A 24,184-nucleotide genomic window follows, 5' to 3' on the forward strand; every position below is an offset into this window, starting at 1 on the left:
AAAAAGCAACGAGAGAATGTGTGATGGCGATCAAAGACCAGGTGCCGGTGGATTCGGGCTTCCCGGCGAAAACCGACGGTGCGAACATCATAGCGGATATCGATCTTGCCGGAAAGACGGCAATCGTGACCGGCGGCTATAGCGGGATCGGGCTCGAAACGGTCCGCGCGCTCGCGGCCAAAGGCGTCCAAGTCATCATTCCCGCGCGCAACATTCCCAAGGCGAAGGAAGCGCTCGCCGATGTCGAGGGCGACGTCCGGATCGAGGAAATGGACCTGGCGGACATTCCGTCCGTCCGTGCCTTTGGCGATAAGATGCTGGAAGAGCTGGAGAGCCTCGACCTCCTCATCAACAATGCCGGCGTTATGGCTTGCCCCGAAGAACATATCGGCGCGGGCTGGGAGTTGCAGTTCGGCACCAATCATTTGGGGCATTTCGAGCTGACGCGGAAGCTGATGCCGTTGCTCGAAAAGACGCCCGGCTGCCGCGTCATCGCGCTCTCGTCCACAGGCCACAAGCTTTCCGGAATCCGTTGGGACGATCCGAATTTCGAAATGGAACCCTATGAGAAGTGGCAAGCCTATGGGCAGGCGAAATCGGCCAATGCGCTGTTTGCCAATGCGCTATCGCGGCGGCTGAAGGACAGCGGCGGGCTCGCCTTCGCTGTTCATCCCGGCGGCATCTTCACCCCGCTGCAGCGCCATCTGCCGCAGGAGGAAATGATCGCGCTCGGCTGGCTCGACGAGAATGGCGAGTTGTCCGAAATGGCGAAGGCCGGGTTCAAGACCCCCGAACAGGGCTGCTCGACGACGCTCTGGGCCGCGATCAGCCCAAAGCTCGAAGGCAAGCCGGGCGTCTATTGCGAGGATTGCGACATCGCCGAACCCACCGATCCCGAGGGCCCCATGGCCCGCTACCGCGGCGCTGACCCGCATATCTGCGAAGATGAGGCGGCGGAGCGGCTCTGGGCGATGAGCGAGGAGATGATAGGCGAGGCCTAGGCCAGCCGCGTCGAGTACAGAAACCACGCCGCCACCGCGACGAGCAGTGTGGCAAAGATTCGGCGCGCCGTGCGCTGGCGAGCTTCCTCGGTCAGCCAGGGGCGGAGGGTTCCGGCGAGGGCGACGATGGTCAGGTGGATGGCTGTCGCGAGTGCGACATAGGCGCCCGTCAGGATCGCGGTCTGCGCCGCGACCGCCTGCTCGGGGTCGACGAAGCCTGGCAGGATCGCGATGTAGAACAAGCCTGCCTTCGGGTTGAGCAGGTTGACGACAAGCCCGCGCCGGAAGTGATCGGCAGCCGCGTGCGTTGGCGCGGTCCGGCCCGGCGAAACTTCACCGGTGCCCTGCCACGCCTCATAGGCGAGCCACAGGAGATAGAGCGCTCCGGCCCATCGCAGGACGGCGAAGGTGAGGGGGGAAGCTGCGATCAGCGCGGCAAGGCCCAGCGCCGCTCCGATACCGATCAGCGCCAGCCCGAGCGCTACGCCCGCCGTAGCGGCCAGTCCCGCCCGCCGTCCCTCAACGGCCGAAATCAGCGCCAGATAGGCCATATTCGGTCCCGGCGTCAGTTCGATCACGAGCGCAGTCAGGAGGAAGGCGGGCAGGGCGTCCATCGGGACGCCCTGCCACGCGATAGGATTTGAGAAAAGCTTACAGCTTCTCCGTCAGCTCCGGCACCGCCTTGAACAGATCCGCGACCAGGCCGTAATCGGCGACCTGGAAGATGGGTGCGTCTTCGTCCTTGTTGATGGCGACGATGGTCTTGGAGTCCTTCATGCCGGCAAGGTGTTGGATCGCGCCGGAGATGCCGATGGCGATGTAGAGTTCGGGGGCGACGATCTTGCCGGTCTGGCCGACCTGATAGTCGTTGGGGACATAGCCCGCATCGACCGCGGCGCGCGAGGCGCCGATGCCGGCGCCGAGCTTGTCGGCGAGCGGGGTGATGACCTCCTCGAACTTCTCGCCCGATCCCAGCGCGCGGCCGCCCGAGACGATGATCTTGGCGCTGGTGAGCTCGGGCCGGTCGCTCTCGGCGATCTCTTCGGAGACGAAGCTCGAAAGCCCGGCGTCGGTCGGGCCGGAGACGGCCTCGACGATGCCCGATCCGCCTTCGGTCGCGGCCTTTTCGAAGGCCGTGCCGCGCACGGTGATGACGAGCTTCGCGTCCGCGCTCTCGACCGTCGCGATCGCGTTGCCGGCATAGATCGGCCGCGTGAAGGTCTTGTCGCCCTCGACCGAGAGGATGTCGGAAATCTGCATTACATCGAGCAGCGCGGCGACGCGCGGCGCGACGTTCTTGCCGGTCGTCGTGGCGGGCGCGACGAAGGCGTCATGATCGCCCATCAGTTCGGCGACCAGCGGCGCGATGTTCTCGGCCAAGTGATGGCCATAGGCAGCATCGTCGGCGACATGGACCTTGCCCACGCCGGCGATCTTGGCGGCCGCATCGGCGACGCCGCCGCAATTTTCACCCGCGACGAGCAGATGGACTTCGCCGAGCTTCCCGGCCGCGGTGACGGCGGCGAGCGTTGCATCGGCGACATGGTTATTGTCGTGTTCGACCCAGACGAGCGTTTTCATTCTATTCGCTCCTTTTCCTCTATCCGTTGGCCCTGAGCTTGTCGAAGGGCTGATTTCTTCAAAAAGTGCAGGGCTTCGACAGGCTCAGCCCAAACGGGGTAGGGTGCCTATGCGACCCCCATATCCTTCAGCTTCGCCACAAGCGCGTCGACATCTTCGAGGATCTCCCCGGCTTCGCGCTTGGGCGGTTCGCCGACATTGGTGGTGGTCAGGCGCGGCGTGGTGTCGACGCCGTAATCGCCAGGCGTTTTCGTATCGAGCGGCTTCGACTTCGCCTTCATGATGTTCGGCAGCGAGGCATAGCGCGGCTCGTTCAAGCGAAGATCGGTGGTGACGACGGCGGGAAGGTTCAGCTTCACCGTCTGCAGGCCGCCGTCAATCTCGCGCTTCACGGTGATGGCCTCGCCCTCGACCTCGACCGTGTTGGCGAAGGTGCCCTGGCCCCAGCCGAGCAGCGCGGCGAGCATCTGCCCGGTCTGGTTGCTGTCGTCGTCGATCGCCTGCTTGCCGGTGATGACGAGCCTGGGGCTTTCCTCATCGACAATGGCCTTGAGGATCTTGGCGACGGCGAGCGGTTCGACCTCGTCATCGGTCTCGACCAGGATCGCGCGGTCGGCGCCCATCGCCAGCGCGGTGCGCAGCGTTTCGGTCGCCTTGGCCGGGCCGATCGACACGGCGACGATTTCCTCGGCCTTGCCGGCTTCCTTGAGGCGGATCGCCTCCTCAACGGAGATTTCGTCGAACGGGTTCATGCTCATCTTGACGTTGGCCAGATCCACGCCCGACCCGTCCGCCTTGACGCGCGGCTTCACATTGTAATCGATCACCCGCTTCACGGGCACCAGAATTTTCATCGTTTCAGTCCTCCAGGGCTCTTCCGGCCCGCTTTACGTTCACGTAAACGTCACTAGCATGTTGCGCTGCAATATGTCCAGCGCGGCGACTATTTCTTCACCTCGGCGACGATCTTGCGCGCCGCATCGCCCAGATCGTCGGCGCTGACGATCTTGAGGCCCGAATTGTTCAGGATCTCCTTGCCCTTTTCGACATTCGTGCCTTCCAGTCTAACGACCAGCGGCACGTCGAGATCCACTTCCTTCGCCGCGGCGACGATGCCCTCGGCGATGATGTCGCATTTCATGATCCCGCCGAAGATGTTGACGAGGATGCCCTCGACCGCCGGATCGGACAGGATGATCTTGAACGCGGCGGTCACCTTTTCCTTCGAAGCGCCGCCGCCGACGTCGAGGAAATTGGCGGGGAAGGCCCCGTTCAGCTTGATGATGTCCATCGTCGCCATGGCAAGGCCGGCGCCGTTGACCATGCAGCCGATATTGCCGTCGAGCTTGATATAGGCGAGGTCATGCTTCGATGCCTCGAGCTCCATCGGGTCCTCTTCGCTCTCGTCGCGCAGTTCGGCATATTCCGGGTGCCGGAAATCGGCATTGGAATCGAAGCTCATCTTGGTGTCGAGAACGAGCAACTCGCCGCCATCGGTTTCGACCAGCGGATTGATCTCCAGCATCGAACAGTCGAGTTTGGTGAACGCCTCGTAGAGATTGGCGGTGAGCTTGACGCAGGCATCGGCGAGATCGCCTTCGAGTTTCAGCGCTTCGGCCGCCTTGCGCCCGTCCGCTTCCGTGAAGCCCGCGAGCGGATCGATCGTGATCGTTGCGATCTTTTCGGGGGTCTCGTGCGCGACCGCCTCGATGTCCATGCCGCCTTCGGTCGAAACGACCATCGCGACGCGTCCCGACGCGCGGTCGACGAGCAGCGCGAGATAATATTCCTCTTTGATGTCGACGCCGTCGGTGACGTAGAGGCGGTTCACCTCCTTGCCGGCTTCGCCCGTCTGCACGGTGACGAGCGTGTTGTGCAGCATCTCCTCGGCGTCGGTACGGACATCGTCGATCGACTTGGCGAGCCGCACGCCGCCCTTGGCATCCGGCCCCAGCTCCTTGAACTTGCCCTTGCCGCGCCCGCCGGCATGGATCTGCGCCTTCACGACGTAGAGCGGGCCGGGCAGCTGTTCGGCCGCCGCCACCGCGTCTTCGACCGTGGTCGCCGCAATCCCCTTGGGGACGCCGACGCCGAATTTTCCGAGCAGTTCCTTGGCCTGATATTCGTGAATGTTCATGGCGCGGGCGCGCTCCTTCGATTGGGTCCGTGAGTCGGGTGGATTCGGCTAGCGGCTAAAGCATAGTCGGGCGGGCGTGAAAAGGGTGGGTTGGCTTAGATATCCGCTTGCGCGGATGTGGTTGCGGGTTCGCCGAACTGCCCGTTGGAGCTGGAATGGATAGCGGCCATGATCTCTTCTCGGGAGGCCTCGAACGTACCGAAATCCATTTCGAAATCCGCGCCTCCCAAAAATCGATTCGCCCGGGCCCAGCCCTTCGATCCAAACCTTGATCCGAACACGTTCTTTTCCACAAAGTCGTCGGGACATACGAAATCGACACACAAATTGGTGCCCATATACATCCCTCGATGATAGTATTTTTTCGCGCGAATGGTCGATATCTCGGACCATCCTATAACCCGTTTTCCATAGGGAAGCAGCCACATGCCGTCGTCGCTGACGGACATGTATCCGCCAGAGGTCACATATAGCATCATTAGATGTACGACGAAAAAGTACAGTGTCACCAGATGTACGACGAAAAAGTACAGTGTCACCAATGAGACCGCGATTGGAAAAGCGAACTCCAGCCACGACCAGAAATTTGGTTCGATGTACGGCCATAGGCGATATGCCCAGTAGCCCATTCCAATGCAGACGCCGGCTGAACCGAGGGCACGCAGAACATGCGAGGACTCGGATATGTGGAAAACTCGTCCCGGCCGAGCGTGCAAGTACATGTTGATGAAGTCCGGCACGAAATGGTGAATGTCAAATCGCGTGTTGCGCCCCTCGCATCACGCACGGCGCTTCGCTATATCACTCCCTATGCACTGGGCGCTCGGCCTCCTCCTTTTCTTCGCAACCGTCCTCTTCATGGAGGGCGTGGCCTATGTCGCGCATCGCTGGGTGATGCACGGGCCGGGCTGGTTTCTGCACAAGAGCCATCACGAACCGCGTATAGGCAATTGGGAACTCAACGATTTCTATGCGCTGATCTTCGCGGTACCGTCCTTCGTCATGCTGCTGGGCGGCGTGCAGCTCGGCTGGTGGCCGGGCTTCACCTGGATCGGCGCGGGGATCGCGGCCTATGGCGCCATCTATTTCGGCTTTCACGACGTGATCGTGCACAAGCGGCTCAACCATCGTTACCTGCCGAAATCGGCCTATATGAAACGCATCATCCAGGCGCACCGGCTGCACCATGTCGTCGAGACAAAGCACGGCACGGTGAGCTTCGGCTTCCTCTGGGCACCGAAGCCCGAGGAGTTGAAGGCGGAATTGAAGCGCAGGGAACGCGCCGGTGTGCGCGCGCCGCGTGGGGAGAGGGCGACGGCGGAGCGGTGAATACACCGCCTGATTTTCTGAGATGGCTTGCCGATCGCAGGGATCAGGTCAGTTCCGTGCGATACTGCTCCAGCATCGTCTCGCCGAAACAGGCGAAGGTGACCTGCCCGATCGCGCGGTTGCTTCGGAGGAAATCGCGCACTTCGCGCACCGCAATAGCCACGGCCTGTTCGACCGGATAGCCGTAGACGCCGCAGCTGATCGCCGGGAAGGCGATGCTGGCGATATCGTGATCGGCCGCCAGCGACAGACTGTTGCGATAGCAGGCGGCGAGCAGTTCGGGTTCGCTCGCATTGCCGCCTGTCCAGACCGGCCCGACCGTGTGGATGACGTAATCGGCCGGGAGATCGAAACCCGGCGTAATGACGGCTTCGCCGGTAGGGCAGCCGCCGATTTTTTTGCAGGCGGCGAGCAATTTCGGCCCGGCGGCGCGGTGGATCGCGCCGTCGGCGCCGCCACCTCCGCGCAGGCCTTCATTCGCCGCATTGACGATGGCGTCGACGTCGAGCGTCGTGATGTCGGCCTTGCGGGCCACGATCCGGTCATCGGTCATGCCGGCTCCATAGCACATCGCTGCGCGGCTCGTCCCGGAAGAGGCGCTTGCGGCCACGCGCCTGATAGAAGGCGCGGATCAGCCAGCGCATCTTTTCGGTGCGTGTCGTGACCTGGCGACTGTCGAGCGCTTCCTCGCCCGCCTCGCGCACCTTGCGCGCGATCGCGCCGTAGATGCCCGCAGCGGCCAGCACCGCCCATGCGGAGCGGAAGGGGAGGGCGGGCGTGCCGCGCCGTGCGCTCGCTTCATAGAGCTGCGCCATATCGGCGAGCCGGCCCGCCATGGCAGCAAGGGCAGGGCGATTGGACTGTTGTTCGAGCGCCGTCGGATCGACGTTCGCATCGGCCAGCCAGCGTCGCGGCAGATAGCAGCGGCCGTTGAACGCGTCTTCCCCGATGTCGCGCGCGATATTCGAAAGCTGAAAGGCGAGGCCGAGGTCGCAGGCGCGGTTCATCGTTCGCTTGTCCGCAGGATCGACGCCCATGACATGCGCCATCATGATCCCGACGACACCGGCGACATGATAGCAATAGCGCAGCAAATCGGTTTCGGTTTCGGGCACCCAGCCCTCGGCATCGAGCGCGAAACCGGCGATATGGTCCTCGATATAGCGATGCGGAATCGCGCATTCGGCGGCGACGATGCCGAGCGCGTCGAAACAGGGGTCGCCAGCCGGTTCGCCGGCGAGCGCGCGTGCGGTGCGGGCGCGGATTTCCTCCAGCCGCGCCATCGGATCGGCGACGGCCTGCATGTCGTGCCCCAGTTCCTGCCCATCGGCGAGATCGTCGCAGCGGCGGCACCAGGCGTAGAGCAGCCACACCCGCTCGCGCGTTTTCCTGTCGAACAGTTTCGACGCCATCGCAAAGCTGTACGATCCGCGCGCGATCGTCTCGCGGGCGTGTTCGACGAGTTCGGCGCGCTTCACTCACCCCTCCCCTTCAGGGGAGGGGCCGGGGGTGGGGGCTGTCCGTTGAGCGCGGTGCTTGTGGAACGCCCCCACCCCAACCCCTCCCCTGAAGGGGAGGGGATTTTTCGTTGTCACGGGCCGATCTAAGTTATTGCCGCAGATCATCGAGCATCAACCCGGCGGTCGCCTTGGCGCTGCCGACGACACCCGGAATGCCGGCGCCCGGATGCGTCCCGGCGCCGACGAAATAGAGGTTGGAGACGACATCGTCGCGGTTGTGGACGCGGAACCAGGCGCTCTGCGTCAGTAGGGGCTCGAGGCTGAAGGCGCTGCCCAGATGGGCGTTGAGGTCGCCGGCAAAATCCTGCGGCGTGTACCAGAATCTGGTCACGATCCGGTCGCGCAGGCCCGGGATCAGCCGCGCTTCGACATGGTCGAGGATGCGGTTCGCATAGTCCTCGCCGATCGCGTCCCAGTCGGCCGGGAATTTCCCGAGATGAGGCACGGGCGCGAGCGCGTAAAATGTCGAACATCCTTCCGGCGCCATCGAAGGGTCGGTGACCGTAGGGTGATGGAGATAGAGCGAGAAATCCTCGGCCAGGACGCCGTGATCGTAAATGTCCTTGAGCAGCCCGTCATAGCGCGGGCCGAACAGGATCATATGGTGCGGGATGCCGGGCCAACTGCCCTCGACCCCGAAATGGACGACGAAGAGCGAAGGGGAGAAGCTCTTCTTCTCCAGGCTGCGCGCCGCCCGTTCGCCGCGCTTGGTATCGGTCAGCAGGTCGCGATAGCTGTGGACGATGTCGGCGTTGGAGGCGAGCGCGTCGACATCGTCGCGCCAGCCGCTCTCGCAGGCAACGCCTGTCACCCGCTCGCCGAGCGTTTCGATCTTGGTCACCGGATCGCCGAGCCGGACGGTGCCGCCGAGCCGTTCGAAATGGGTGATCATCCCGGCAATCAGGCGATTGGTGCCACCTTTCGCGAACCACACGCCGCCGTCCTTTTCCAGCTTGTGGATCAGCGCGTAAATGGCACTCGTCTTCATCGGACTGCCGCCGACGAGCAGTGTATGGAAGGACAGTGCCTCGCGCAGCTTCTCGTTCTTCACATAGCTCGAGACGATCGAATAGACCGAGCGCCAGGCCTGCTTCTTCGCCAGTTGCGGCGCGGCGCGGAGCATCGACTTGAAATCGAGAAACGGTACCGCGCCCAGCTTCTCATAGCCTTCCTCGAAGACTCCGGCGGAATAGGTCAGGAACCGGCGATAGCCCTCGACATCGGCCGGATTGAGCTTCTCGATCTCGCGCGTGAGTTCGACCTCGTCGTTCGAATAGTCGAAGCTCGTACCGTCGGGCCAGTTGAGGCGATAGAAGGGCATCACCGGCATAAGATCGACATCCGCTGCGATGTCGGCGCCGGTCAGCTGCCAGAGCTCAGCGAGGCAGTTCGGATCGGTGATGACGGTGGGGCCGGCGTCGAAAGTGAAGCCGTCGCGCTCCCAATGATAGGCGCGGCCGCCGGGCTTGTCGCGGGCTTCGATCACCGTCGTTTCGATTCCCGCCGACTGCAACCGGATGGCGAGCGCTAGACCGCCGAAGCCCGCGCCGATCACGGCTGCCTTGCTCATGCCTTGCTCCCCATCAGCGCCTTCAATCCGCGACCGACCGGGATGGGCGGCTTGCCGGAGACGATACGCAGCTTATCGGACCAGCGACTGCGACCCGCGTAGAAGCGCTCTATAAGCCCGGCATCGAGCGTGTAAAACCGTTCGAGGATCTTGTAGCGGTCTTCGGTGCCCGCGCCGCGGAACATCATCGTGTCGAGCATGCGGTAGAAGCCGCCCGCGCGCCAATGGCCGGCCGCCATGGTGAGCATCGCATCGCGCAGAGCTTCGCCCGAAAAGTCACTCCGTTTCGCCACCATCTGCGCGGTTCGCACGGCATCGGGAAGCGAATAGCCGGTGACGGGATGAAACAGCCCGGCGCGCACGCCCGCCTTGGCTGCCTTGCCGCCGGATCGCCAATATTCGCCGAACTTTCCCCCCGTGCAGGTCACCGGCAGCACCCCCTTTTCCCGGTGCACCACGGCATCGATGATCCAGCCTTTGGTCTCGGCATAATCGAGGCAGCGCTGTTCGATCGCCTTCGCGTCCATTGCCGGCAGGTTGCTATAATAGGTGTCCTCGATGAAGATGCGCGTGCCGGAGAGCGGCAACACATAGACGAAGCGATAGCCGTCGATCTGCTCGACCGTCGCGTCCATCACCACGGGCAACTCCTGCCCGTGCGGCTCTTCGGTCTCGATTTCGACGCCGACGAATTTCTGCCATCCGCATTCGAGCAGCGTCAAATCGCCCGCGCCGCGCGCGTCGATCACGCCGCCGGCCTCGATCCGCTCGCCATTGGAAAGGACGACCGCGTCGGTCGTTGCGCCGAGCACGCGATCGCCCGAACGGATCGCCTCTCGCGGGAGTGTGTCGCGAAGTACCCGTTCGAAATCGCTCGACTTGATCGTGTGATAGCGTGTGTCGAGTTCGCGCCGATGGGCCGGGAAGCGGACTTCATACCCGTCCCAGCTGCGCCCGATCATCGGTCCGAGCAGCGCCATCCCGTCGGCATCGACATCGCTTTCGAAGAACGACCAGCGATGGTTGCCACCCAGCTTTTCGCTCTCTTCGACCACAAGCACCGAAAGGTCGGGCCGGCGCCGGTGCAACTCGAGCGCGATCAAACCGCCGGCCAGCCCCCCGCCCAGAATGGCGACATCGCATGTCGGGCCGGTGGCCATGGTCGGTTTCATGCTCCCTTTTTTGCGCCGCTTCGATCCGTCCAACCTAGGAGGCTCGGTGCGATGTGCAAACGCGCTGGTCGAAATGATCTAGACCGATCGGTCTAATTATGGCAGGGAAGGCCTATGCGAAGCTATTCCGACCCGTCCACCGTCGCCCGTCTCGAAGCCAATGCGAAGGTCGCCGGATTCAATCGATGGTTCGATTTCGATTGTCTCGGCGCCGGTAATGGTGAGGACGAACTGACGCTGGAAATGCGCGATGAGCTGACCCAGCATCATGGCTTCTTCCATGGCGGTTGCGTAACCTCGCTGGCGGACACCGCCTGCGCCTGGGCGGCGTCGACCGTTGCGGGGGATGTCGTCACGGCGTCCTCGACGCTGCATTTTCTCCGCCCCGCCGATGGAGACCGTATCCGTGTTCACGCGACCGTGATCCGGGCGGGGAAACGAACGGTGACGGTGGACGGCAAGGTCTTCAGCGAAAAGGCGGACGAAGCGCCGAAGCTGTGCGCGACGACGCTGGTGTCGGTCGCGGTCCTAGCGCGGTGATGCTGCTCGCTGCGGAACGAGAGCCGCTCACCGATGCGGCAACGCGCGATCGGCTGATCGCCGCCGCCGTGAAGCTGTTTCAACGCAACGGCTATCATGCGGTCGGCGTGGCGGCGATCCTGGCCGAGACGAAGCTTCCCAAGGGCTGCTTCTACCATCATTTTCCGGGCGGTAAGACCGAGTTGGCGGCTGCCGCGGCCGACTGGCTCGGGAATGAAATCGTCGATGCCATGGAGCGCGCTCGCGCCAAGTCGGTCGGCGCGGCGCAGTTCCTCGCGCGCGCGGCCCGCGACACGGCGGAATGGCTCCAGAAACGCGATTTTGCCGAGGGTAGCCTGCTCATGATGCTCGCCGATGAGGGTGTGCCGCACGAACCGGTGATTGCCGAGGCCGTAAGCCGCAACGTTGAAGCTGTCGGGCATGCATTGTGCCGGCTGATTGGCGAGAAAGGGACGGATGAGGCTTTTACCGCCGCCAGCCTTATGTTCGCGATCTATTGCGGCGCAACCGGCCTCGCCCGGGCGCTTCAATCGACGCGTCCGCTGCTGGACGTGGCCACCTTGTTCGAACGGCGTGACGCGGAGACGATGTTCGCCTAAGACCGGCGCGATGCCGGTCACCCTTGCCATTCTCTTCTCCGCTTTCGCCATGACGCTGATCGTCGGCTTGCGCTATCTGGCGGCGTCGGGTTTTTTCGCCTGGCTTACCGAGCGGACGCGGCCCGGCCTTTACCGCGATCTCAAACCGCAAATCGGGCGCGAAATGTGGTGGTCGCTCGCCAGTGCCGCGATCTACGGCATCCCAGCCGGAATCGTCGCCTGGGGCTGGGATACGCAGGGCTGGACAATGATTTACGGCGAGATCGGCGCGATGCCACTCTGGTACTGGCCGGTGTCGATCCTCGCCTATCTCTTCGCGCACGACACCTGGTTTTACTGGACGCACCGGCTGATGCACCGGCCGCGCTGGTTCCGGATCGCCCATGCCGTCCACCATGACAGCCGCCCGCCCACCGCATGGGCGGCGATGAGCTTTCATCCGATCGAGGCGGTGACCGGTGCGATCGTCATTCCCGTCCTCGTTTTCCTGATCCCCATCCATATCGCCGCGCTGGCTGTCGTTTTGACGATCATGACGGTAATGGGTGTGACGAACCATATGGGATGGGAGATTTTCCCGAGGTTCATCGTTGACGGGATATTGGGGCGATGGCTGATCACGGCGAGCCATCATCAACGCCATCATGCTGAGTACAGGTGCAATTATGGGCTATATTTCCGTTTCTGGGACCGGCTTTGCCGAACGGACAAGGGGTTGGGGCATTTCGCTGGCCAAGGCGGGCGCGGCGGCGGGCCTGTTCGCGGCGCTGGCGGGCACGAGCCCGAGCGCGCGGCTTGACGTCAATGTCGAGCGGATGCGGTCGGACGAGGGCATGCTGCATATCTGCGTAACGCGCGACGACGATTATTTTCCCGATTGCGAAGAAGATCCAAACCGCATCACGCGCAGCATCCGCGCCGACGGGTCGCTAACTGCCCGGTTTACCAACCTTCCGTCCGGTGGCTATGCCGTCTCCATCGTCCATGACGAGAACAGCAATGACCGGCTCGATCGCTTCGCCGGTATCCCGCGCGAAGGCATCGGCTTTTCGCGCAACCCGCGCTTCACCTTCGGCCCGCCGGCCTTCTCCGCCGCCCGCTTTACGCTGTCGAACGGCGAAGGGCGGCAGGACATAAGGATGCGCTATTTCCTCTAGGGGCTAACCCCTTCGCACCGGCTGCGTGCTGCGCCATATTGCGCCGGTGTCCGACACGTCCGACGAACCGCCGCCGCTGCGCAAGATCATCCATATCGACATGGATGCCTTTTTCGCGAGCGTGGAGCAGCGCGATAATCCCGAGCTGCGCGGCAAGCCCGTCGCCGTCGGCGGATCGAGCGGGCGGGGCGTCGTCGCGGCGGCGAGCTACGAGGCGCGCAAATTCGGGGTGAAGTCGGCGATGCCCTCGGTGACGGCGAAGCGGCGCTGCCCAGACCTGATCTTCGTCAAATCGCGCTTCGACGTCTATCGCGCCGTCTCCAACCAGATCCGCGCGATCTTTCGCGACTATACCGATCTGGTCGAACCGCTCTCGCTCGACGAGGCCTATCTGGACGTGACCGCCTGCCGCAAGCTTCCCACCGCGACGGCAATCGCGGAGGAAATCCGGGAGCGCATTCGCGACGCGACCGGCCTGACGGCATCGGCCGGCGTTTCCTACAACAAGTTCCTCGCCAAGCTCGCTTCCGACCAGAACAAGCCCGACGGCATTTGCGTCGTCACACCCAAGCAAGGCGCAGCGTTCGTTGCGGCGCTGCCCGTGCGCCGCTTCCACGGTGTCGGCCCCAAGACGGCGGAAAAGATGCAGGCGCTCGGCATCGAGACGGGGGCAGACCTGCGCGCGTGCAGCCTCGAATTTCTCGAAGCGCGCTTTCGCAGTTCGGGGCGATATTACTATCGCGCGGCACGCGGGATCGACGACCGGCCCGTCCGCAGCCATCGCATCCGCAAATCGCTGGGCGCGGAACGCACCTATGGCGACGACTTGCACGACCGCGATGCGATGATCGAAAGACTGGGCGAGATCGCCGATGTGGTGTGGGAGCGCGCGCAGAAATCGGAGAGTTTCGGCCGCACCGTGACGCTCAAGCTGCGATATGCCGATTTCGTCACGCCGACCCGCGCCCGATCGCTTCCCGAGCCGGTCGCGAGCCGCGAGGAGCTTCTTGCCATCGGCTGCGACCTGCTCGACACGCTGATTCCCGATCCGCGCGGTGTGCGCCTCCTCGGACTGACGATGTCGGGCTTCGGCAATGCGGACGCCGGCGAGCGGGAAACGGACGCACATTCCGCGCAACTCGATTTCGGTCTCTAGGCAATCATCGCCGGGCGATTTCCGCGATTGACCGGGAAAAGGAATCGGCTGATCACCTCCGTCGGGCAAAAGGGGGGTAGGAAATGGAACGCGATCTCTACGGCTTCGGCGGCTGGCTGATCCTGTTCACCATCGGGCTTGGCGTGTTGACGCCTTTGGTCGAAATCGCGTCGGTCTATCCGATGCTATATGGCGCGGATTCGATATTCTTCCAGGCGCAGATCGAAAACTGGTCGCTGTTCCGGACGATCTTCACGCTCTTCATCGCCGGGGAAATCGCGCTGTTCGTCTATACCTGCTATCGCCTGATCAAGGTCTATAATCCCGAGACGATCCGGATTACGCGCATCGTGATCTGGGTCAGCGCGCTCGTCCTGCCAGCGCTCGGCATATTCATCCTCGCCCAGTTCCTCGGAATGCCGTTCGGCGGCCTGTTCGCCGCCAGTTTCGAGGAATCGCCTTTCGAGTTAATCCGGCCGTTGATCTGGGCCGGAATCTGGACTGCCTATTTCTCGATGTCCGAGCGCGTTCGGCAAACCTATCTCGAATCGCGTGACGGGGAAACCGAAGAGGTCTTTACCTGACGGACGGCATCGCTCGTATCTGCAAGTGCGTTCGAACGGTCGACAGTTTTTACGTGAGGGACACCATGAACGATCGCGAATATCCAAGTGGAGTCAGCGGCTGGTTGCTTTTTTTCGTTATTGGGCAATGCGCGGTCATTCCGCTCGCCGATCTCCTTCGCGGGTACCAGCTTGTGTCGTCGGGTACGGCGGAGGGGTTGTTCATTCCGATGTCGGACCAGACATGGCTGATCGCCGGGCTCGGCCTGCTCGTCGCGGCGGAAGTCGCGATCGGCGCGTTCGTCGCGCACCGGCTTTATCATTATCGCACGCCCGAAAGCGTCACCTGGGCCATCGCCGGCGCCTGGGCGAGCTTCGCGCTGCTCTGGACCGGCTATGTCGCGGTCTGGGCGATCTCGGCCGGCGCGCCGCTGATGTACACGATCGACATGATCATCTTCTTCATCAAGGCGCGGCCGATCCAGGCGGTGTTGGCACTGGGCTGGGCGATCGGCTGGACCGTTTATTTCAATCGGTCGATGCGCGTCGAATACACCTATTTTCAGGGCGAGGACGAACCCGAGATCGGCGACGTCTTCGCCTGATCCCGGCACCATCCGGGCTAGAAATCGGCCGAGACCGATAGCTTGAACGTGCGCGGCGCGCCTTGCAGCAGGGCCGCGTTGAACGCGTCGAACGAGGACGCCCAATAGCGGTCGTCGGCGATATTATCGACGCGGAAGCGCAGCGTTACCGGCGTCTCGCCCGCCGCAAAAACATAGCGCGCGCCGAGGTCGAAACGTGTCCAGTCCTCGAGCGTCAGCGTATTCGCCTGGTTGACCTGCTGCTCGCCGGTATGGACGACGCGGCCCGTCAGCGTGAAGCCGGGCAGGAACGGCACGTCCCATTCGACATTGGCGTTGACGGTGAAATCTGGCACGCCGACCGCTTCGTTGCCGTCGTTTGCGCCGCCGGCCGTGTCGCGCAGCTCGGCATCGTAGACGGCGAGGCCGCCGATCAGCCGCAGTCCGTCGACCGGTTCGCCGTCGAGCGTCAGTTCGAGCCCCCGGTTTCGCTGTTCGCCATTGATCCCGAAGACCTGCTGGCCGGCAGGGTTCGCCGGATCGACAGGGACGGCGAAGGCGCTCGGCAGTTCGGTCTGGAACAGCGCGAGGCTTGCATTGAACCGACCGAGTTCGAGCTTGCCGCCGACCTCATACTGGGTCGAGCGGAACGGCGCGAAGGTCTGCCCCGGGTTGACGAGCACCGGGTCAAGCGGCGCGACCGGCCCTTGCTGCAGTCCCTCGATCCGGTTGGCGAAGAGAGAGATCTGCTCTGTTGGCCGGACGACGATGCCCGCGACCGGCGTTACCGCGTCCTCGCTGTAGAGGCTCGAACGCGCGGCGGTGAAATAATCGAAGCTCTCGACACGGATCGTCTGCAGTCTGAGACCGCCGGTGAGCAGGATCCGGTCGTCCCAGAAACCGATCGTGTCGGAAGCGAAGACGCTGCCCTGCCGCGTCTTCGAGATCGGGAACGGATCGTCGAGATCGCCGCCGACGAGCGTCGAACTCGGTATCGGCACGATGGGCGTATCGTAGAGATTGGTCGCGAAGCCGGCGAAACCGGGCCCATAGAGGAAATCATAGGCGTTGCGATTGGTCTGCCATGAGATGTTTCCGCCCAGATTGATCTCGTGCGTGATCGCCGAGCCGAGAGCGATCCGCATGCCCGCCTCGGCCGCTTCGTTATTGTCGGTGCGCGGCACGAAGAGCGCGGTGCCGTTCGCCGCGCCCGTCGCCGCATCGGTCACGGTGATGCCGCCGTAAATGCCGTCCTCGCGCCCGTCGCGCGCGCCGAAGGAGGCGTACAAGAGCGCGTTGTCGGCGACGTGCCATTCGATCCCGAATATGCCGAAATAATCGCGCAGATCGGTATAGGTATAGGGCTGGGCGTAGTTGGCATCGGAGTCGGGCACGCGCGGGATGGTCGTCGTCGCCAGTGTCACCTTCGGACGGAGCCGGTCGACCTCGACGCGCTGATAGCCGAGATCGAGCGACAGGCGGACATCGCCGCCGTCCCAGTCGAAGCCCGCGCCGATGACACGCGTCCGGCGGAACTCGTCGTCGATGCCGACATCGCCGCTGCGGAAGGCGCCGTTGACGCGGATGCCGAACTGGCCCGCATCGCCGAAACGCCGTCCGACATCGAAGCTGCCGCCGAAATGTTCGTTCGAGGTATAGCCCAGCGTCGCGCGCGTCAGCGGATCGGCATCGGCGCGCTTGAGGATCAGGTCGACGCTGCCGCCGATGCCCGATCCGCCCGGTGCCGCGCCGTTGAGGAAGGCGGTGGCGCCGTTCAGCACCTGCACCTGGTCGAACAGTTCGGGCGCGATCAACTGGCGCGGCGCGATGCCGTACAGCCCGTTCAGTCCGACATCGTCGCCGAACAGCGTGAAGCCGCGGATGACGAACTGTTCGGCGGCATTGCCAAAGCCGTAGGTCGTGCGGATCGTCGGGTCGTTCTCCAGCACCTCGCCGATCGTCTGCGGCTGCTGGTTCAGGATCAGCGTTTCGTCATAAGCGCGGACGGTGAAGGGCACCTCCATCGCGTCCTTGTCACCGAGCACGCCGAGATCGCCCGAATTGAGCACCTCGGTCTGATTCTCGCGCTGCGCCGTGACGACGATCTGCGCCGCGTCGGAATTATCGCCGCGCTCCGGCTGGGCGAGCGCGGGACCCGCCGCGAGAGCGATGGCGAGGAGCGGAAGGGTCAGGAAGAGTTTCACGGATGGTCTTTCTTTTTAAGGTCAGGAAGATCGCCGCCGCCAGGCAATGGCGATGGCGAGAAGGGGTAAAGTCAGCAGCGCCCAGCTCAGCGCGTCGCGCACGCCGTCGCCGGTCAGGCCGCTGACAAGGCCGACAAGGCTGGCGAGCGCGAGGATCGCGGGCACGAGAAACACCTGGCCGAGCGAGCGGCGGCTGCGTGAGCGGGCGCCGGTCATGCGGGCTGGCCCACGGCGCCGGCGGCGATTTCCGCCACGCGCTCGTCGGTCGAACGGCCGCGCTTGCCGAGCCAGAGATAGAGGCCCGACACCAGCACCACGATCGTCGCGAGGTCGAGCAGCGCCCAGAGGATCTTGAGCGGGATCGCGCCATAATCGCCGAAATGCAGCGGCTTGGAGAGCATCAGCGCCTGGTTGTACCAGGGCATGGCACGCATATCGGTGAGCTCGCCCGTCTCCGCATCGATCAGCGCCGGGGTGAGAAGATGGCGGGTCAGCGGCGTGCCGCCCTGGAAGAAGACGGCATAATGGTGCCGCGAGCTCCAGTCGCCGCCGGGAAAGGCGATGAATTGCGGGTTCAGCCCGGGCTGCGCGGCGCGCGCCGACGCCATGGCGCGATCCAGCGACCCGTAGCGTTCGGGCGGCAGCGGCGCGGCGCCCTCATAGGCGGCGGTCATGTCGGCGAGTTCGCTGTTCTGCCACTGTTCGACGAGAGGGTCGGCAAAGGCGTTGATCGCGCCCGTCACGCCGACGACGAGCGCCCAGGCAAGTGTCGTCGCGCCGAGAAGGTTGTGCCAGTCGAGCCATTTGACGCGTTTGGATCGCGCCGTGCGCAGTGTCCCGAAGCGCAGCCGCCGCATAAACGGCGCATAGAGGACCACGCCCGAGACGATCGCGACGACGAAGAACACGCCCATCGCGCCGAGGAAGAGCATGCCGGGCAGGCCAAGGAACATGTCGGTATGGAGCTGTAGCAGAAAATCCATGACGCCGCCGCCCGGCGCCGGACCGAGGCTCTCACCCGTTGCCCGATCGAAGAAGAGCAGCGTCATCGCCTCGCCCGGCGCATCGGGCGCCGGCCCGGTCGTGACGGTGAGCAGCGGGCTGTCGTTGCTGAACGCCATGAAGAGCGGCACCTCGCCCTGCCGTTCGGCCAGCGCGCGATCGAGCATCGTATCGAGCGGCAGGCCGCCCGCCGACGAGGCTTCGCCCGCCAGTGCCGCCTCCGCATCCTCGCCCAGCGCCGCCTCGATCTCGTCATGGAAGATCAGCGGCAGGCCGGTGATGCATAGCATCAGCAGGAAGAGCGTCGATACGATGCTCGTCCATTTATGGATCAGGAACCAGCTCTTGATGGTGCGGCGGGTCATGCGGCGGTGATCGGCTCATCCTGTTAATGATAATCGCTCGCATTAGCGCCTACAGACCGCAACCTCATTGTGCAAGCGCGAAGTCGATCGTCAGCCGAACCCGCTTTCACCCGCCGCGACAAGCTGCTAGAGGCATGATTTCCCCGGGGCGCCACGAGGCTGAGAGGGCGGTACAAGTCCGTCCGGACCCGCAGAACCTGATCCGGTTGATCCCGGCGGAGGGAGGGAAGGCGCGGGCCGGCACCATTGGCCCGAAAGCCGCCTTTCTCCGAAAGCATCGAAGGAGGCCGGCCATCGCCACCGCATTCCCGATCACCGTCTATCTCGGATATGCCATCGGCGCATACATGGTCGCCGCGGGGCTTGGCGGACTGGCGACGCCGCGCCGCTGGATGGGGATGATCGACAGCCTCTCCGATTCTCCGGGCCTTGCCTATATCACCGGCATCGTCACCTTCACGATCGGCGTGACGATCGCGCTGTTGCACGACCTCTGGTTCGACGCGTTCTCCGTATTCATCACGCTGATCGGCTGGGCGGCCGCGATCGAGGGGCTGATCCTGATCTCCTTTCCCGGCCCCCTGCTCGCGCTTGCCCGCTACTTCATGCCCTGGGTCAGGCTGTTCGCGCTGCTGTCCGTCGTCGCCGGCGCGGTGCTGATCTTCTGCGCCTACACTGCCGAAACCTATCCCGTTTATATCTAGGAGTATCTCCCCATGGCCGACATTCCCGCAAAGACCGAGATCGGCGTTACGACAGGCCCGATCCGGGGCAGCCGCAAGGTCCATGTCGCCGCGCATTCGGGGAGCGGCATCCGCGTCGCGATGCGCGAGATCGATCTGGAGGGCGGCGAGCCTTCGATCCGGGTCTATGATACGTCGGGTCCTTACACCGACCCCGAAGCCAATATCGACATCATGGCGGGTCTCCCCGCACTACGCCGCGAATGGATCGAGGCGCGCGGCGATGTCGAGAGCTATGACGCGCGCGATGTGAAGCCCGAGGATAACGGCCAGCTCGGGCCGGATCGCAGCGGCGGGGTCGCGACTTTCCCCAATGTCGTCAAGCGCCCCCTGCGCGCCAAGCCGGGATCCAACGTCACCCAGATGCACTATGCTCGCAAGGGGATCATCACGCCCGAGATGGAATATGTCGCCGAGCGCGAGAATCTGGGCCGCGAGCGGCTCGCCGAATATGTGCGCGACGGCGAGGACTGGGGCGCTGCCATCCCCGATTACGTCACCCCCGAATTCGTCCGCGACGAGGTCGCCCGAGGCCGCGCGATCATCCCCAACAACATCAACCACCCCGAAAGCGAACCGATGGCGATCGGCCGCAACTTCCTCGTCAAGGTCAACGCCAATATCGGCAACTCGGCCGTCGCCAGCGACGTCGCCGCCGAGGTCGACAAGATGGTCTGGTCGATCCGCTGGGGCGCGGACACCGTGATGGACCTCTCCACCGGCCGCAACATCCACGACACGCGCGAATGGATCATCCGCAACAGCCCCGTGCCGATCGGCACCGTCCCGATCTACCAGGCGCTCGAAAAGACCGGCGGCATCGCCGAGGACCTGACCTGGGAAATCTTCCGCGACACCCTGATCGAGCAGGCCGAGCAGGGCGTCGACTATTTCACCATCCATGCGGGCGTGCGGCTGCCCTATGTCCCGATGACCGCCAAGCGCGTCACCGGCATCGTCAGCCGCGGCGGATCGATCATGGCGAAATGGTGCCTCGCCCACCACAAGGAGAGCTTCCTCTACGAACGCTTCGGCGAGATCTGCGAGATCATGAAGGCCTATGACATCGCCTTCAGCCTGGGCGACGGCCTGCGCCCCGGCTCGATCGCCGACGCCAATGACGAGGCCCAGTTCGCCGAGCTCTACACGCTGGGTGAGCTCACCAAACAGGCCTGGGAACAGGACGTCCAGGTGATGATCGAGGGCCCCGGCCATGTGCCGATGCACAAGATCAAGGAGAATATGGACAAGCAGCTGGAAGCGTGCGGCGAGGCGCCCTTCTACACGCTAGGGCCCCTCACCACCGACATCGCGCCCGGCTACGACCATATCACCAGCGGCATCGGCGCCGCGCAGATCGGCTGGTACGGCACCGCGATGCTCTGCTACGTCACGCCCAAGGAGCATCTGGGCCTGCCCGACCGCGACGATGTCAAGGTCGGCGTCGTCACCTACAAACTCGCCGCCCACGCCGCCGACCTCGCCAAGGGCCACCCGGCCGCCAAGGTCCGCGACGATGCGCTCTCCAAAGCCCGCTTCGAATTCCGCTGGCGCGACCAGTTCAACCTGTCGCTCGACCCCGACACGGCGGAGCAGTTCCACGACCAGACCCTCCCGGCCGAGGGCGCGAAGACGGCGCACTTCTGCTCGATGTGCGGGCCGAAATTCTGCTCGATGAAGATCACGCAGGAGGTGAGGGAGTTCGCGGCGAAGCAGAATTCGGACAGCTATCTGGCGAGCGAGAACATCAAGCGCGAGACCTCCGCCGAAGAGGCCGAAGAAGCGCGCGATGGAATGGCGAAGATGAGCGAGGTTTACCGGGAGAAGGGTGAGCGGATGTATTTGCCGGAGGATTGAGACGGCTACCTTCCGTCTGCCAACATCAGCGAATCACGGTCAATTGAATGCCTGCAGCCTCAAAAATGCGAGCCGCCGCGCGCTGGGAATCCACCCAGTGCCTCGCGTCCGGGTTCAGTTCTTCAGGGTTTGGCAGGTCCTCGGCCAATATGACGCGTCGAATTCCTGACCAAGCGATTGCTCTTGCACAATCGCTGCACGGAAAGCGGCTACAGTATAGATCAGACCCGTGTATTGGTCCGAACTTTGAAATAGCTTTGTAGATTGCCGCTCGCTCCGCATGCTCTAACAGGTGATACCGATCCGCCGGGCTAATTTGCCCACCAGTCGCGTTCAATAGAATAGCGGCTTCGATCGGCGGGAGCACGTTTGCCGAAGTGCTAAGAATCTCTCCATCTTTGACAATCACGCAACCTACACCCGAAGATGGCATGATAGCCGCTTTCGGATCATCCGACTGAGACCTTGTTTCTTGGGCAAGCTGGAGAAACTTACGATCCGCTTCTATAGAGCTATTGTAGGCAGGCGTGGGATGCAAAGTAATGATTCTCAATCGAGGTCAAATCACAGAAAGTCGCATCGTCAGCGGAGATCGATCGGAAAGCCGACGTTCGACCACATATGACGCCACAATCGGAGAGATAGTATGCGAAGGCTCGGTCGTCGAGGGCGATAGCTATCTGCTCGGAAAGCGTGGGATAGTATGGGTCGTCTCAAGTGAGCGTTTCGCCTTCGATGACAAAACGACCGGTCTCGCAACACTGAAAACAAGTTGGACCCACAAGGGCCTTCTCGCGCTGAATGTCGGAGTGATCGATCCAGGATGGGACGGTCCCTTAGCAACCGCGCTAGTGAATTTCAGCGGATCGACGATCCAACTCAAAAAGCGAGACCCCTTTTTCCGCGTTCTTTTCCTTCAGCATGAGCGAACGAGCTATTCAAAAGTGCAGCGGAGCAATCCGCAATATCTCGCCGACATCGTTGAGCGAAGTCGGCACTTTTCGGACACCTTTTTACACATGGACAGTCTAACTGATGACGTCGCACGAAACATCTTCAAACTACCAAAACTGGCCGTTGGTATCGGCTGGGCGGGTATCGCGATCGCTCTGGCCGCACTGCTGATACCGATGGGCGTTTCGATTTGGATGGAAGCCGTTGGTGATCGATTGGACTTGTCCGCATTGGAAGAACGCGTCGCGGAATTGGAGGAAGCGACCCCTCCAGCGGACGAAACGACTGAGGAAGAATCCAACCCTCCCGAAACTGAAACAGGCGTAACTGAAAACGCGGACGCAGCAGGCGGCACAACTTGATTTTCTTCGGATTACAGTGACAGTGCACTAAACTCCCGTCATTGCCCCACCCCCTCCGTCAAAACACCCGTATGAACATCACACCCAAGATCACGAAGACCGGCAACAGCGCCGGGGTCATCCTGCCCAAGGCGGTGCTCGCGCATCTGGGTGACGAGGTCGGCGAGACGCTGACGCTCGTCGTCACGCCGCGCGGGATCGAGCTGTCGGTGGGCGATCCCGATTTCGACGAGCAGATGGCCGTCGCGCGCGAGGTGATGGCGCGGCGCAAGCGCGCGTTGCGCGAATTGGCGAAGTGATGGCTCCCCTCCCGCTTGCGGGAGGGGTTGGGGGTGGGTCAGAACCGACGCGCCTTGCCCACCCCGCTGCGGCTAGGACTTGCTGCGCAAGCCCAAGTCTCACTGCCCCTCCCGCGAACGGGAGGGGAATCTGATGGCGCACCACTGGTTCTGGATATCCGATGCGGTAGCGCTGGCCGCCCATGCCGGGCAGCTCGTCGAGCATGGCGGGGGTGACGGGATACGCGATGCCGGCGCCTTCGAAAGCGCGATGGCATGGCCGCGCAACCTGGCCGCCTATGACGACCCCGACGCCGCCGCGCTCGCATCCGCATATGCCTTCGCTATCGCGCGCAACCATCCCTTCGTCGACGGCAACAAAAGGACGGCGGCGGTCGTCGCGGAATCCTTTCTGAACCTCAACGGCTTTTCCGTGACGGCGACCGATGCCGAACTGGTCGTCGCATTTGTGGCGCTGGCCGCCAGTGAACTGACAGAAGAAGAACTGGCCAACTGGTTTCGCGAACACATCAATTCCGACTGAACGAGGGAATTGCGGCGACAGTGTACTAAACTAATCGCGCCTCATCACCCCATCCCCACCAACACCCGATCGAGCGCCTGCAAAAACCGCGAGCGATCGGCCTTGCTGAAGGGCGGCGGGCCGCCGGTGAGGCCGTCGGCGCCGGCGCGCAGGTCGGCCATGATCGCGCGGGTCGCGACGGCGGCGCCGATGCTGGCGGCGTCGAAGGGTTTGCCGGTGGGGGCGAGGACCTGCGCGCCCGCCTTCAGGCAGCGATCGGCGAGCAGGATGTCGGCGGTGATCACGACGCTGCGTCCGTCCGCATGCTCCGCGATCCAGTCGTCCGCCGCGTCATATTTCGGGCCCTCAGGCGCCGGGCGCGGGCCATCCGGCCCGCTTGGCTCCTCGCATAAGCTCGGGCGCGCGTTCGCGCTTGCGGGCGGCGGGCCGCCCGAGATGTGCACGCTATGGCCATCCGTCACCACGCGCTTCACCCGATCGCTGACCGGCACGCGGAAGGGTGAGTTGCTGACGACGCGGACATGCGCACCGTGGCGTTCGGCGACGCGGTAGATCTCGTCCTTCACCGGGCAGGCGTCGGCATCGACAAGAATTGTCGGGGCAGGGATGGTGGCGGGGTCGATCACCCGGCAATCGTTAGGCGTTCCGCCGCCCACTTGCCAGCGCCCCCACGCCACGAGAATTTTGGGGCGCCCATCGTCCCGCCTCCACCGTAACCTCGACCCAAACAATTCGCTTTCGTCTTCGGCAACGGGTAATCAGGCCAACGCGGCACCTTCTGCCCCGCCGCGCGTTTGTGCATTGCAGCAATTCGCTGCCGGAAGGAATTTTCCTCATGAAATCGCAAGGAACGGGATGGCCCGCGCTGGCCGTTGAAAGCTGGATGCTCGGCGCGGAGATGGGCATGGTGATCTGGCTGCGGACGCTGCGGATGATGACGGGCGGCGCGATCGCCGAGCGCGAGGC

At 63.5% G+C, this 24,184-nt stretch carries 28 protein-coding genes and 1 riboswitch; of the genes, 14 read left to right on the forward strand and 14 right to left on the reverse strand.

The features are described from left to right. The first annotated feature begins 23 nt into the window (after positions 1–23). A complete protein-coding gene (locus Q0139_RS14780; protein WP_298023783.1) occupies positions 24–1,001 on the forward strand; it encodes an oxidoreductase in 978 nt (325 codons plus the stop codon). On the opposite strand, the gene Q0139_RS14785 is transcribed toward Q0139_RS14780, so the two are convergent. From Q0139_RS14785 to Q0139_RS14805, 5 genes are all read right to left on the reverse strand, one after another. Beyond that, entirely contained in the window at positions 998–1,615 is a 618-nt protein-coding gene (locus Q0139_RS14785) for a LysE family translocator (protein ID WP_298023786.1), read from the reverse strand. The two genes, Q0139_RS14780 and Q0139_RS14785, sit on opposite strands and share 4 nt — an antisense overlap. Before the next feature lie 37 nt (positions 1,616–1,652). Continuing rightward, on the reverse strand, positions 1,653–2,582 hold the full coding sequence (locus tag Q0139_RS14790; RefSeq protein ID WP_298023789.1) for an electron transfer flavoprotein subunit alpha/FixB family protein: 930 nt from the start codon (positions 2,580–2,582) through the stop codon (positions 1,653–1,655). Positions 2,583–2,689: 107 nt separating this feature from the next. Continuing rightward, entirely contained in the window at positions 2,690–3,436 is a 747-nt protein-coding gene (locus tag Q0139_RS14795; protein WP_298023792.1) for an electron transfer flavoprotein subunit beta/FixA family protein, read from the reverse strand. A gap of 89 nt (positions 3,437–3,525) precedes the next feature. After that, positions 3,526–4,719: an ADP-forming succinate--CoA ligase subunit beta gene (gene sucC, locus Q0139_RS14800; protein WP_298023795.1), complete on the reverse strand. Its 1,194-nt coding sequence runs from the start codon at positions 4,717–4,719 to the stop codon at positions 3,526–3,528. A gap of 95 nt (positions 4,720–4,814) precedes the next feature. Continuing rightward, entirely contained in the window at positions 4,815–5,168 is a 354-nt protein-coding gene (locus tag Q0139_RS14805) for a hypothetical protein (RefSeq protein WP_298023798.1), read from the reverse strand. A gap of 361 nt (positions 5,169–5,529) precedes the next feature. Here Q0139_RS14805 and Q0139_RS14810 point away from each other — a divergent pair, with 361 nt between their 5' ends. Then, a complete protein-coding gene (locus tag Q0139_RS14810) occupies positions 5,530–6,048 on the forward strand; it encodes a sterol desaturase family protein (RefSeq protein ID WP_298023800.1) in 519 nt (172 codons plus the stop codon). Between the two features lie 43 nt (positions 6,049–6,091). Here Q0139_RS14810 and Q0139_RS14815 read toward each other — a convergent pair whose 3' ends face one another. The 4 genes from Q0139_RS14815 to crtY all read right to left on the reverse strand — a co-directional run bounded on the left by Q0139_RS14815 (position 6,092) and on the right by crtY (position 10,310). Beyond that, positions 6,092–6,601 carry an O-acetyl-ADP-ribose deacetylase gene (locus Q0139_RS14815; RefSeq protein WP_298023803.1) on the reverse strand — a complete coding sequence of 170 codons (510 nt, stop codon included), beginning with the start codon at positions 6,599–6,601 and terminating at the stop codon, positions 6,092–6,094. Beyond that, positions 6,591–7,526 (reverse strand): phytoene/squalene synthase family protein, encoded by a 936-nt coding sequence (locus tag Q0139_RS14820; RefSeq protein WP_298023807.1) that lies wholly within the window; start codon positions 7,524–7,526, stop codon positions 6,591–6,593. Before Q0139_RS14820 ends, Q0139_RS14815 begins: the two co-directional genes overlap by 11 nt. A gap of 130 nt (positions 7,527–7,656) precedes the next feature. After that, entirely contained in the window at positions 7,657–9,138 is a 1,482-nt protein-coding gene (locus Q0139_RS14825) for a phytoene desaturase (protein WP_298023809.1), read from the reverse strand. Continuing rightward, positions 9,135–10,310, reverse strand: a complete 1,176-nt coding sequence (crtY, locus tag Q0139_RS14830) for a lycopene beta-cyclase CrtY (protein WP_298023812.1) — start codon at positions 10,308–10,310, stop codon at positions 9,135–9,137. The genes Q0139_RS14825 and crtY overlap by 4 nt, the downstream gene beginning before the upstream one ends. A gap of 114 nt (positions 10,311–10,424) precedes the next feature. Here crtY and Q0139_RS14835 point away from each other — a divergent pair, with 114 nt between their 5' ends. The 7 genes from Q0139_RS14835 to Q0139_RS14865 all read left to right on the forward strand — a co-directional run bounded on the left by Q0139_RS14835 (position 10,425) and on the right by Q0139_RS14865 (position 14,930). After that, complete coding sequence (locus Q0139_RS14835) at positions 10,425–10,850, forward strand: PaaI family thioesterase (RefSeq protein WP_298023815.1); 426 nt, start codon at positions 10,425–10,427, stop codon at positions 10,848–10,850. Continuing rightward, positions 10,808–11,449 (forward strand): TetR/AcrR family transcriptional regulator, encoded by a 642-nt coding sequence (locus Q0139_RS14840; protein WP_298023818.1) that lies wholly within the window; start codon positions 10,808–10,810, stop codon positions 11,447–11,449. The genes Q0139_RS14835 and Q0139_RS14840 overlap by 43 nt, the downstream gene beginning before the upstream one ends. 10 nt (positions 11,450–11,459) lie before the next feature. Then, positions 11,460–12,248, forward strand: coding sequence for a sterol desaturase family protein (locus Q0139_RS14845; RefSeq protein WP_298023821.1), 789 nt, complete (start codon positions 11,460–11,462; stop codon positions 12,246–12,248). After that, complete coding sequence (locus tag Q0139_RS14850) at positions 12,217–12,606, forward strand: DUF2141 domain-containing protein (protein WP_298023859.1); 390 nt, start codon at positions 12,217–12,219, stop codon at positions 12,604–12,606. Before Q0139_RS14845 ends, Q0139_RS14850 begins: the two co-directional genes overlap by 32 nt. Before the next feature lie 25 nt (positions 12,607–12,631). Further along, positions 12,632–13,762 carry a DNA polymerase IV gene (dinB, locus tag Q0139_RS14855; protein WP_298023824.1) on the forward strand — a complete coding sequence of 377 codons (1,131 nt, stop codon included), beginning with the start codon at positions 12,632–12,634 and terminating at the stop codon, positions 13,760–13,762. Positions 13,763–13,845: 83 nt separating this feature from the next. Continuing rightward, positions 13,846–14,346, forward strand: a complete 501-nt coding sequence (locus Q0139_RS14860) for a DUF2569 family protein (protein WP_298023827.1) — start codon at positions 13,846–13,848, stop codon at positions 14,344–14,346. Positions 14,347–14,411: 65 nt separating this feature from the next. Next, positions 14,412–14,930 carry a hypothetical protein gene (locus Q0139_RS14865; protein WP_298023830.1) on the forward strand — a complete coding sequence of 173 codons (519 nt, stop codon included), beginning with the start codon at positions 14,412–14,414 and terminating at the stop codon, positions 14,928–14,930. Between the two features lie 17 nt (positions 14,931–14,947). Here Q0139_RS14865 and Q0139_RS14870 read toward each other — a convergent pair whose 3' ends face one another. Genes Q0139_RS14870 through Q0139_RS14880 form a run of 3 tightly spaced genes read right to left on the reverse strand, consistent with a single transcriptional unit; the run spans position 14,948 to position 18,480 of the window. Then, entirely contained in the window at positions 14,948–17,113 is a 2,166-nt protein-coding gene (locus Q0139_RS14870; protein WP_298023832.1) for a TonB-dependent receptor, read from the reverse strand. A gap of 21 nt (positions 17,114–17,134) precedes the next feature. Then, positions 17,135–17,329 (reverse strand): hypothetical protein, encoded by a 195-nt coding sequence (locus tag Q0139_RS14875; RefSeq protein WP_298023834.1) that lies wholly within the window; start codon positions 17,327–17,329, stop codon positions 17,135–17,137. Further along, complete coding sequence (locus Q0139_RS14880) at positions 17,326–18,480, reverse strand: PepSY domain-containing protein (protein WP_298023836.1); 1,155 nt, start codon at positions 18,478–18,480, stop codon at positions 17,326–17,328. The genes Q0139_RS14875 and Q0139_RS14880 overlap by 4 nt, the downstream gene beginning before the upstream one ends. A 134-nt stretch (positions 18,481–18,614) precedes the next feature. Further along, positions 18,615–18,721: riboswitch (TPP riboswitch) on the forward strand. Between the two features lie 106 nt (positions 18,722–18,827). Here Q0139_RS14880 and Q0139_RS14885 point away from each other — a divergent pair. Together Q0139_RS14885 and thiC are read left to right on the forward strand one after the other, a co-directional pair. Then, complete coding sequence (locus tag Q0139_RS14885; RefSeq protein ID WP_298023838.1) at positions 18,828–19,184, forward strand: DUF2065 domain-containing protein; 357 nt, start codon at positions 18,828–18,830, stop codon at positions 19,182–19,184. 12 nt (positions 19,185–19,196) lie between these two features. Beyond that, the gene (thiC, locus tag Q0139_RS14890; protein ID WP_298023840.1) at positions 19,197–21,080 is read left to right on the forward strand and encodes a phosphomethylpyrimidine synthase ThiC; all 1,884 of its coding nucleotides are present in this window, start codon (positions 19,197–19,199) and stop codon (positions 21,078–21,080) included. A gap of 25 nt (positions 21,081–21,105) precedes the next feature. Here the strand turns inward: thiC and Q0139_RS15570 are convergent, their stop codons facing one another. Continuing rightward, positions 21,106–21,633, reverse strand: a complete 528-nt coding sequence (locus Q0139_RS15570) for a cytidine/deoxycytidylate deaminase family protein (RefSeq protein ID WP_367180758.1) — start codon at positions 21,631–21,633, stop codon at positions 21,106–21,108. Here Q0139_RS15570 and Q0139_RS14895 point away from each other — a divergent pair. The 3 genes from Q0139_RS14895 to Q0139_RS14905 all read left to right on the forward strand — a co-directional run bounded on the left by Q0139_RS14895 (position 21,623) and on the right by Q0139_RS14905 (position 23,218). Next, entirely contained in the window at positions 21,623–22,396 is a 774-nt protein-coding gene (locus Q0139_RS14895) for a hypothetical protein (protein ID WP_298023842.1), read from the forward strand. The two genes, Q0139_RS15570 and Q0139_RS14895, sit on opposite strands and share 11 nt — an antisense overlap. 71 nt (positions 22,397–22,467) lie before the next feature. Beyond that, on the forward strand, positions 22,468–22,695 hold the full coding sequence (locus Q0139_RS14900) for an AbrB/MazE/SpoVT family DNA-binding domain-containing protein (protein ID WP_298023845.1): 228 nt from the start codon (positions 22,468–22,470) through the stop codon (positions 22,693–22,695). 133 nt (positions 22,696–22,828) lie between these two features. Beyond that, the gene (locus tag Q0139_RS14905; RefSeq protein ID WP_298023848.1) at positions 22,829–23,218 is read left to right on the forward strand and encodes a type II toxin-antitoxin system death-on-curing family toxin; all 390 of its coding nucleotides are present in this window, start codon (positions 22,829–22,831) and stop codon (positions 23,216–23,218) included. Between the two features lie 44 nt (positions 23,219–23,262). On the opposite strand, the gene Q0139_RS14910 is transcribed toward Q0139_RS14905, so the two are convergent. Continuing rightward, positions 23,263–23,844: a DUF188 domain-containing protein gene (locus tag Q0139_RS14910; RefSeq protein ID WP_298023851.1), complete on the reverse strand. Its 582-nt coding sequence runs from the start codon at positions 23,842–23,844 to the stop codon at positions 23,263–23,265. Positions 23,845–24,184: the final 340 nt, after the last annotated feature.

Origin of the sequence: uncultured Parasphingopyxis sp. (genome assembly GCF_937129435.1) — a bacterium.
In the GTDB taxonomy this organism is placed as follows: domain Bacteria; phylum Pseudomonadota; class Alphaproteobacteria; order Sphingomonadales; family Sphingomonadaceae; genus Parasphingopyxis.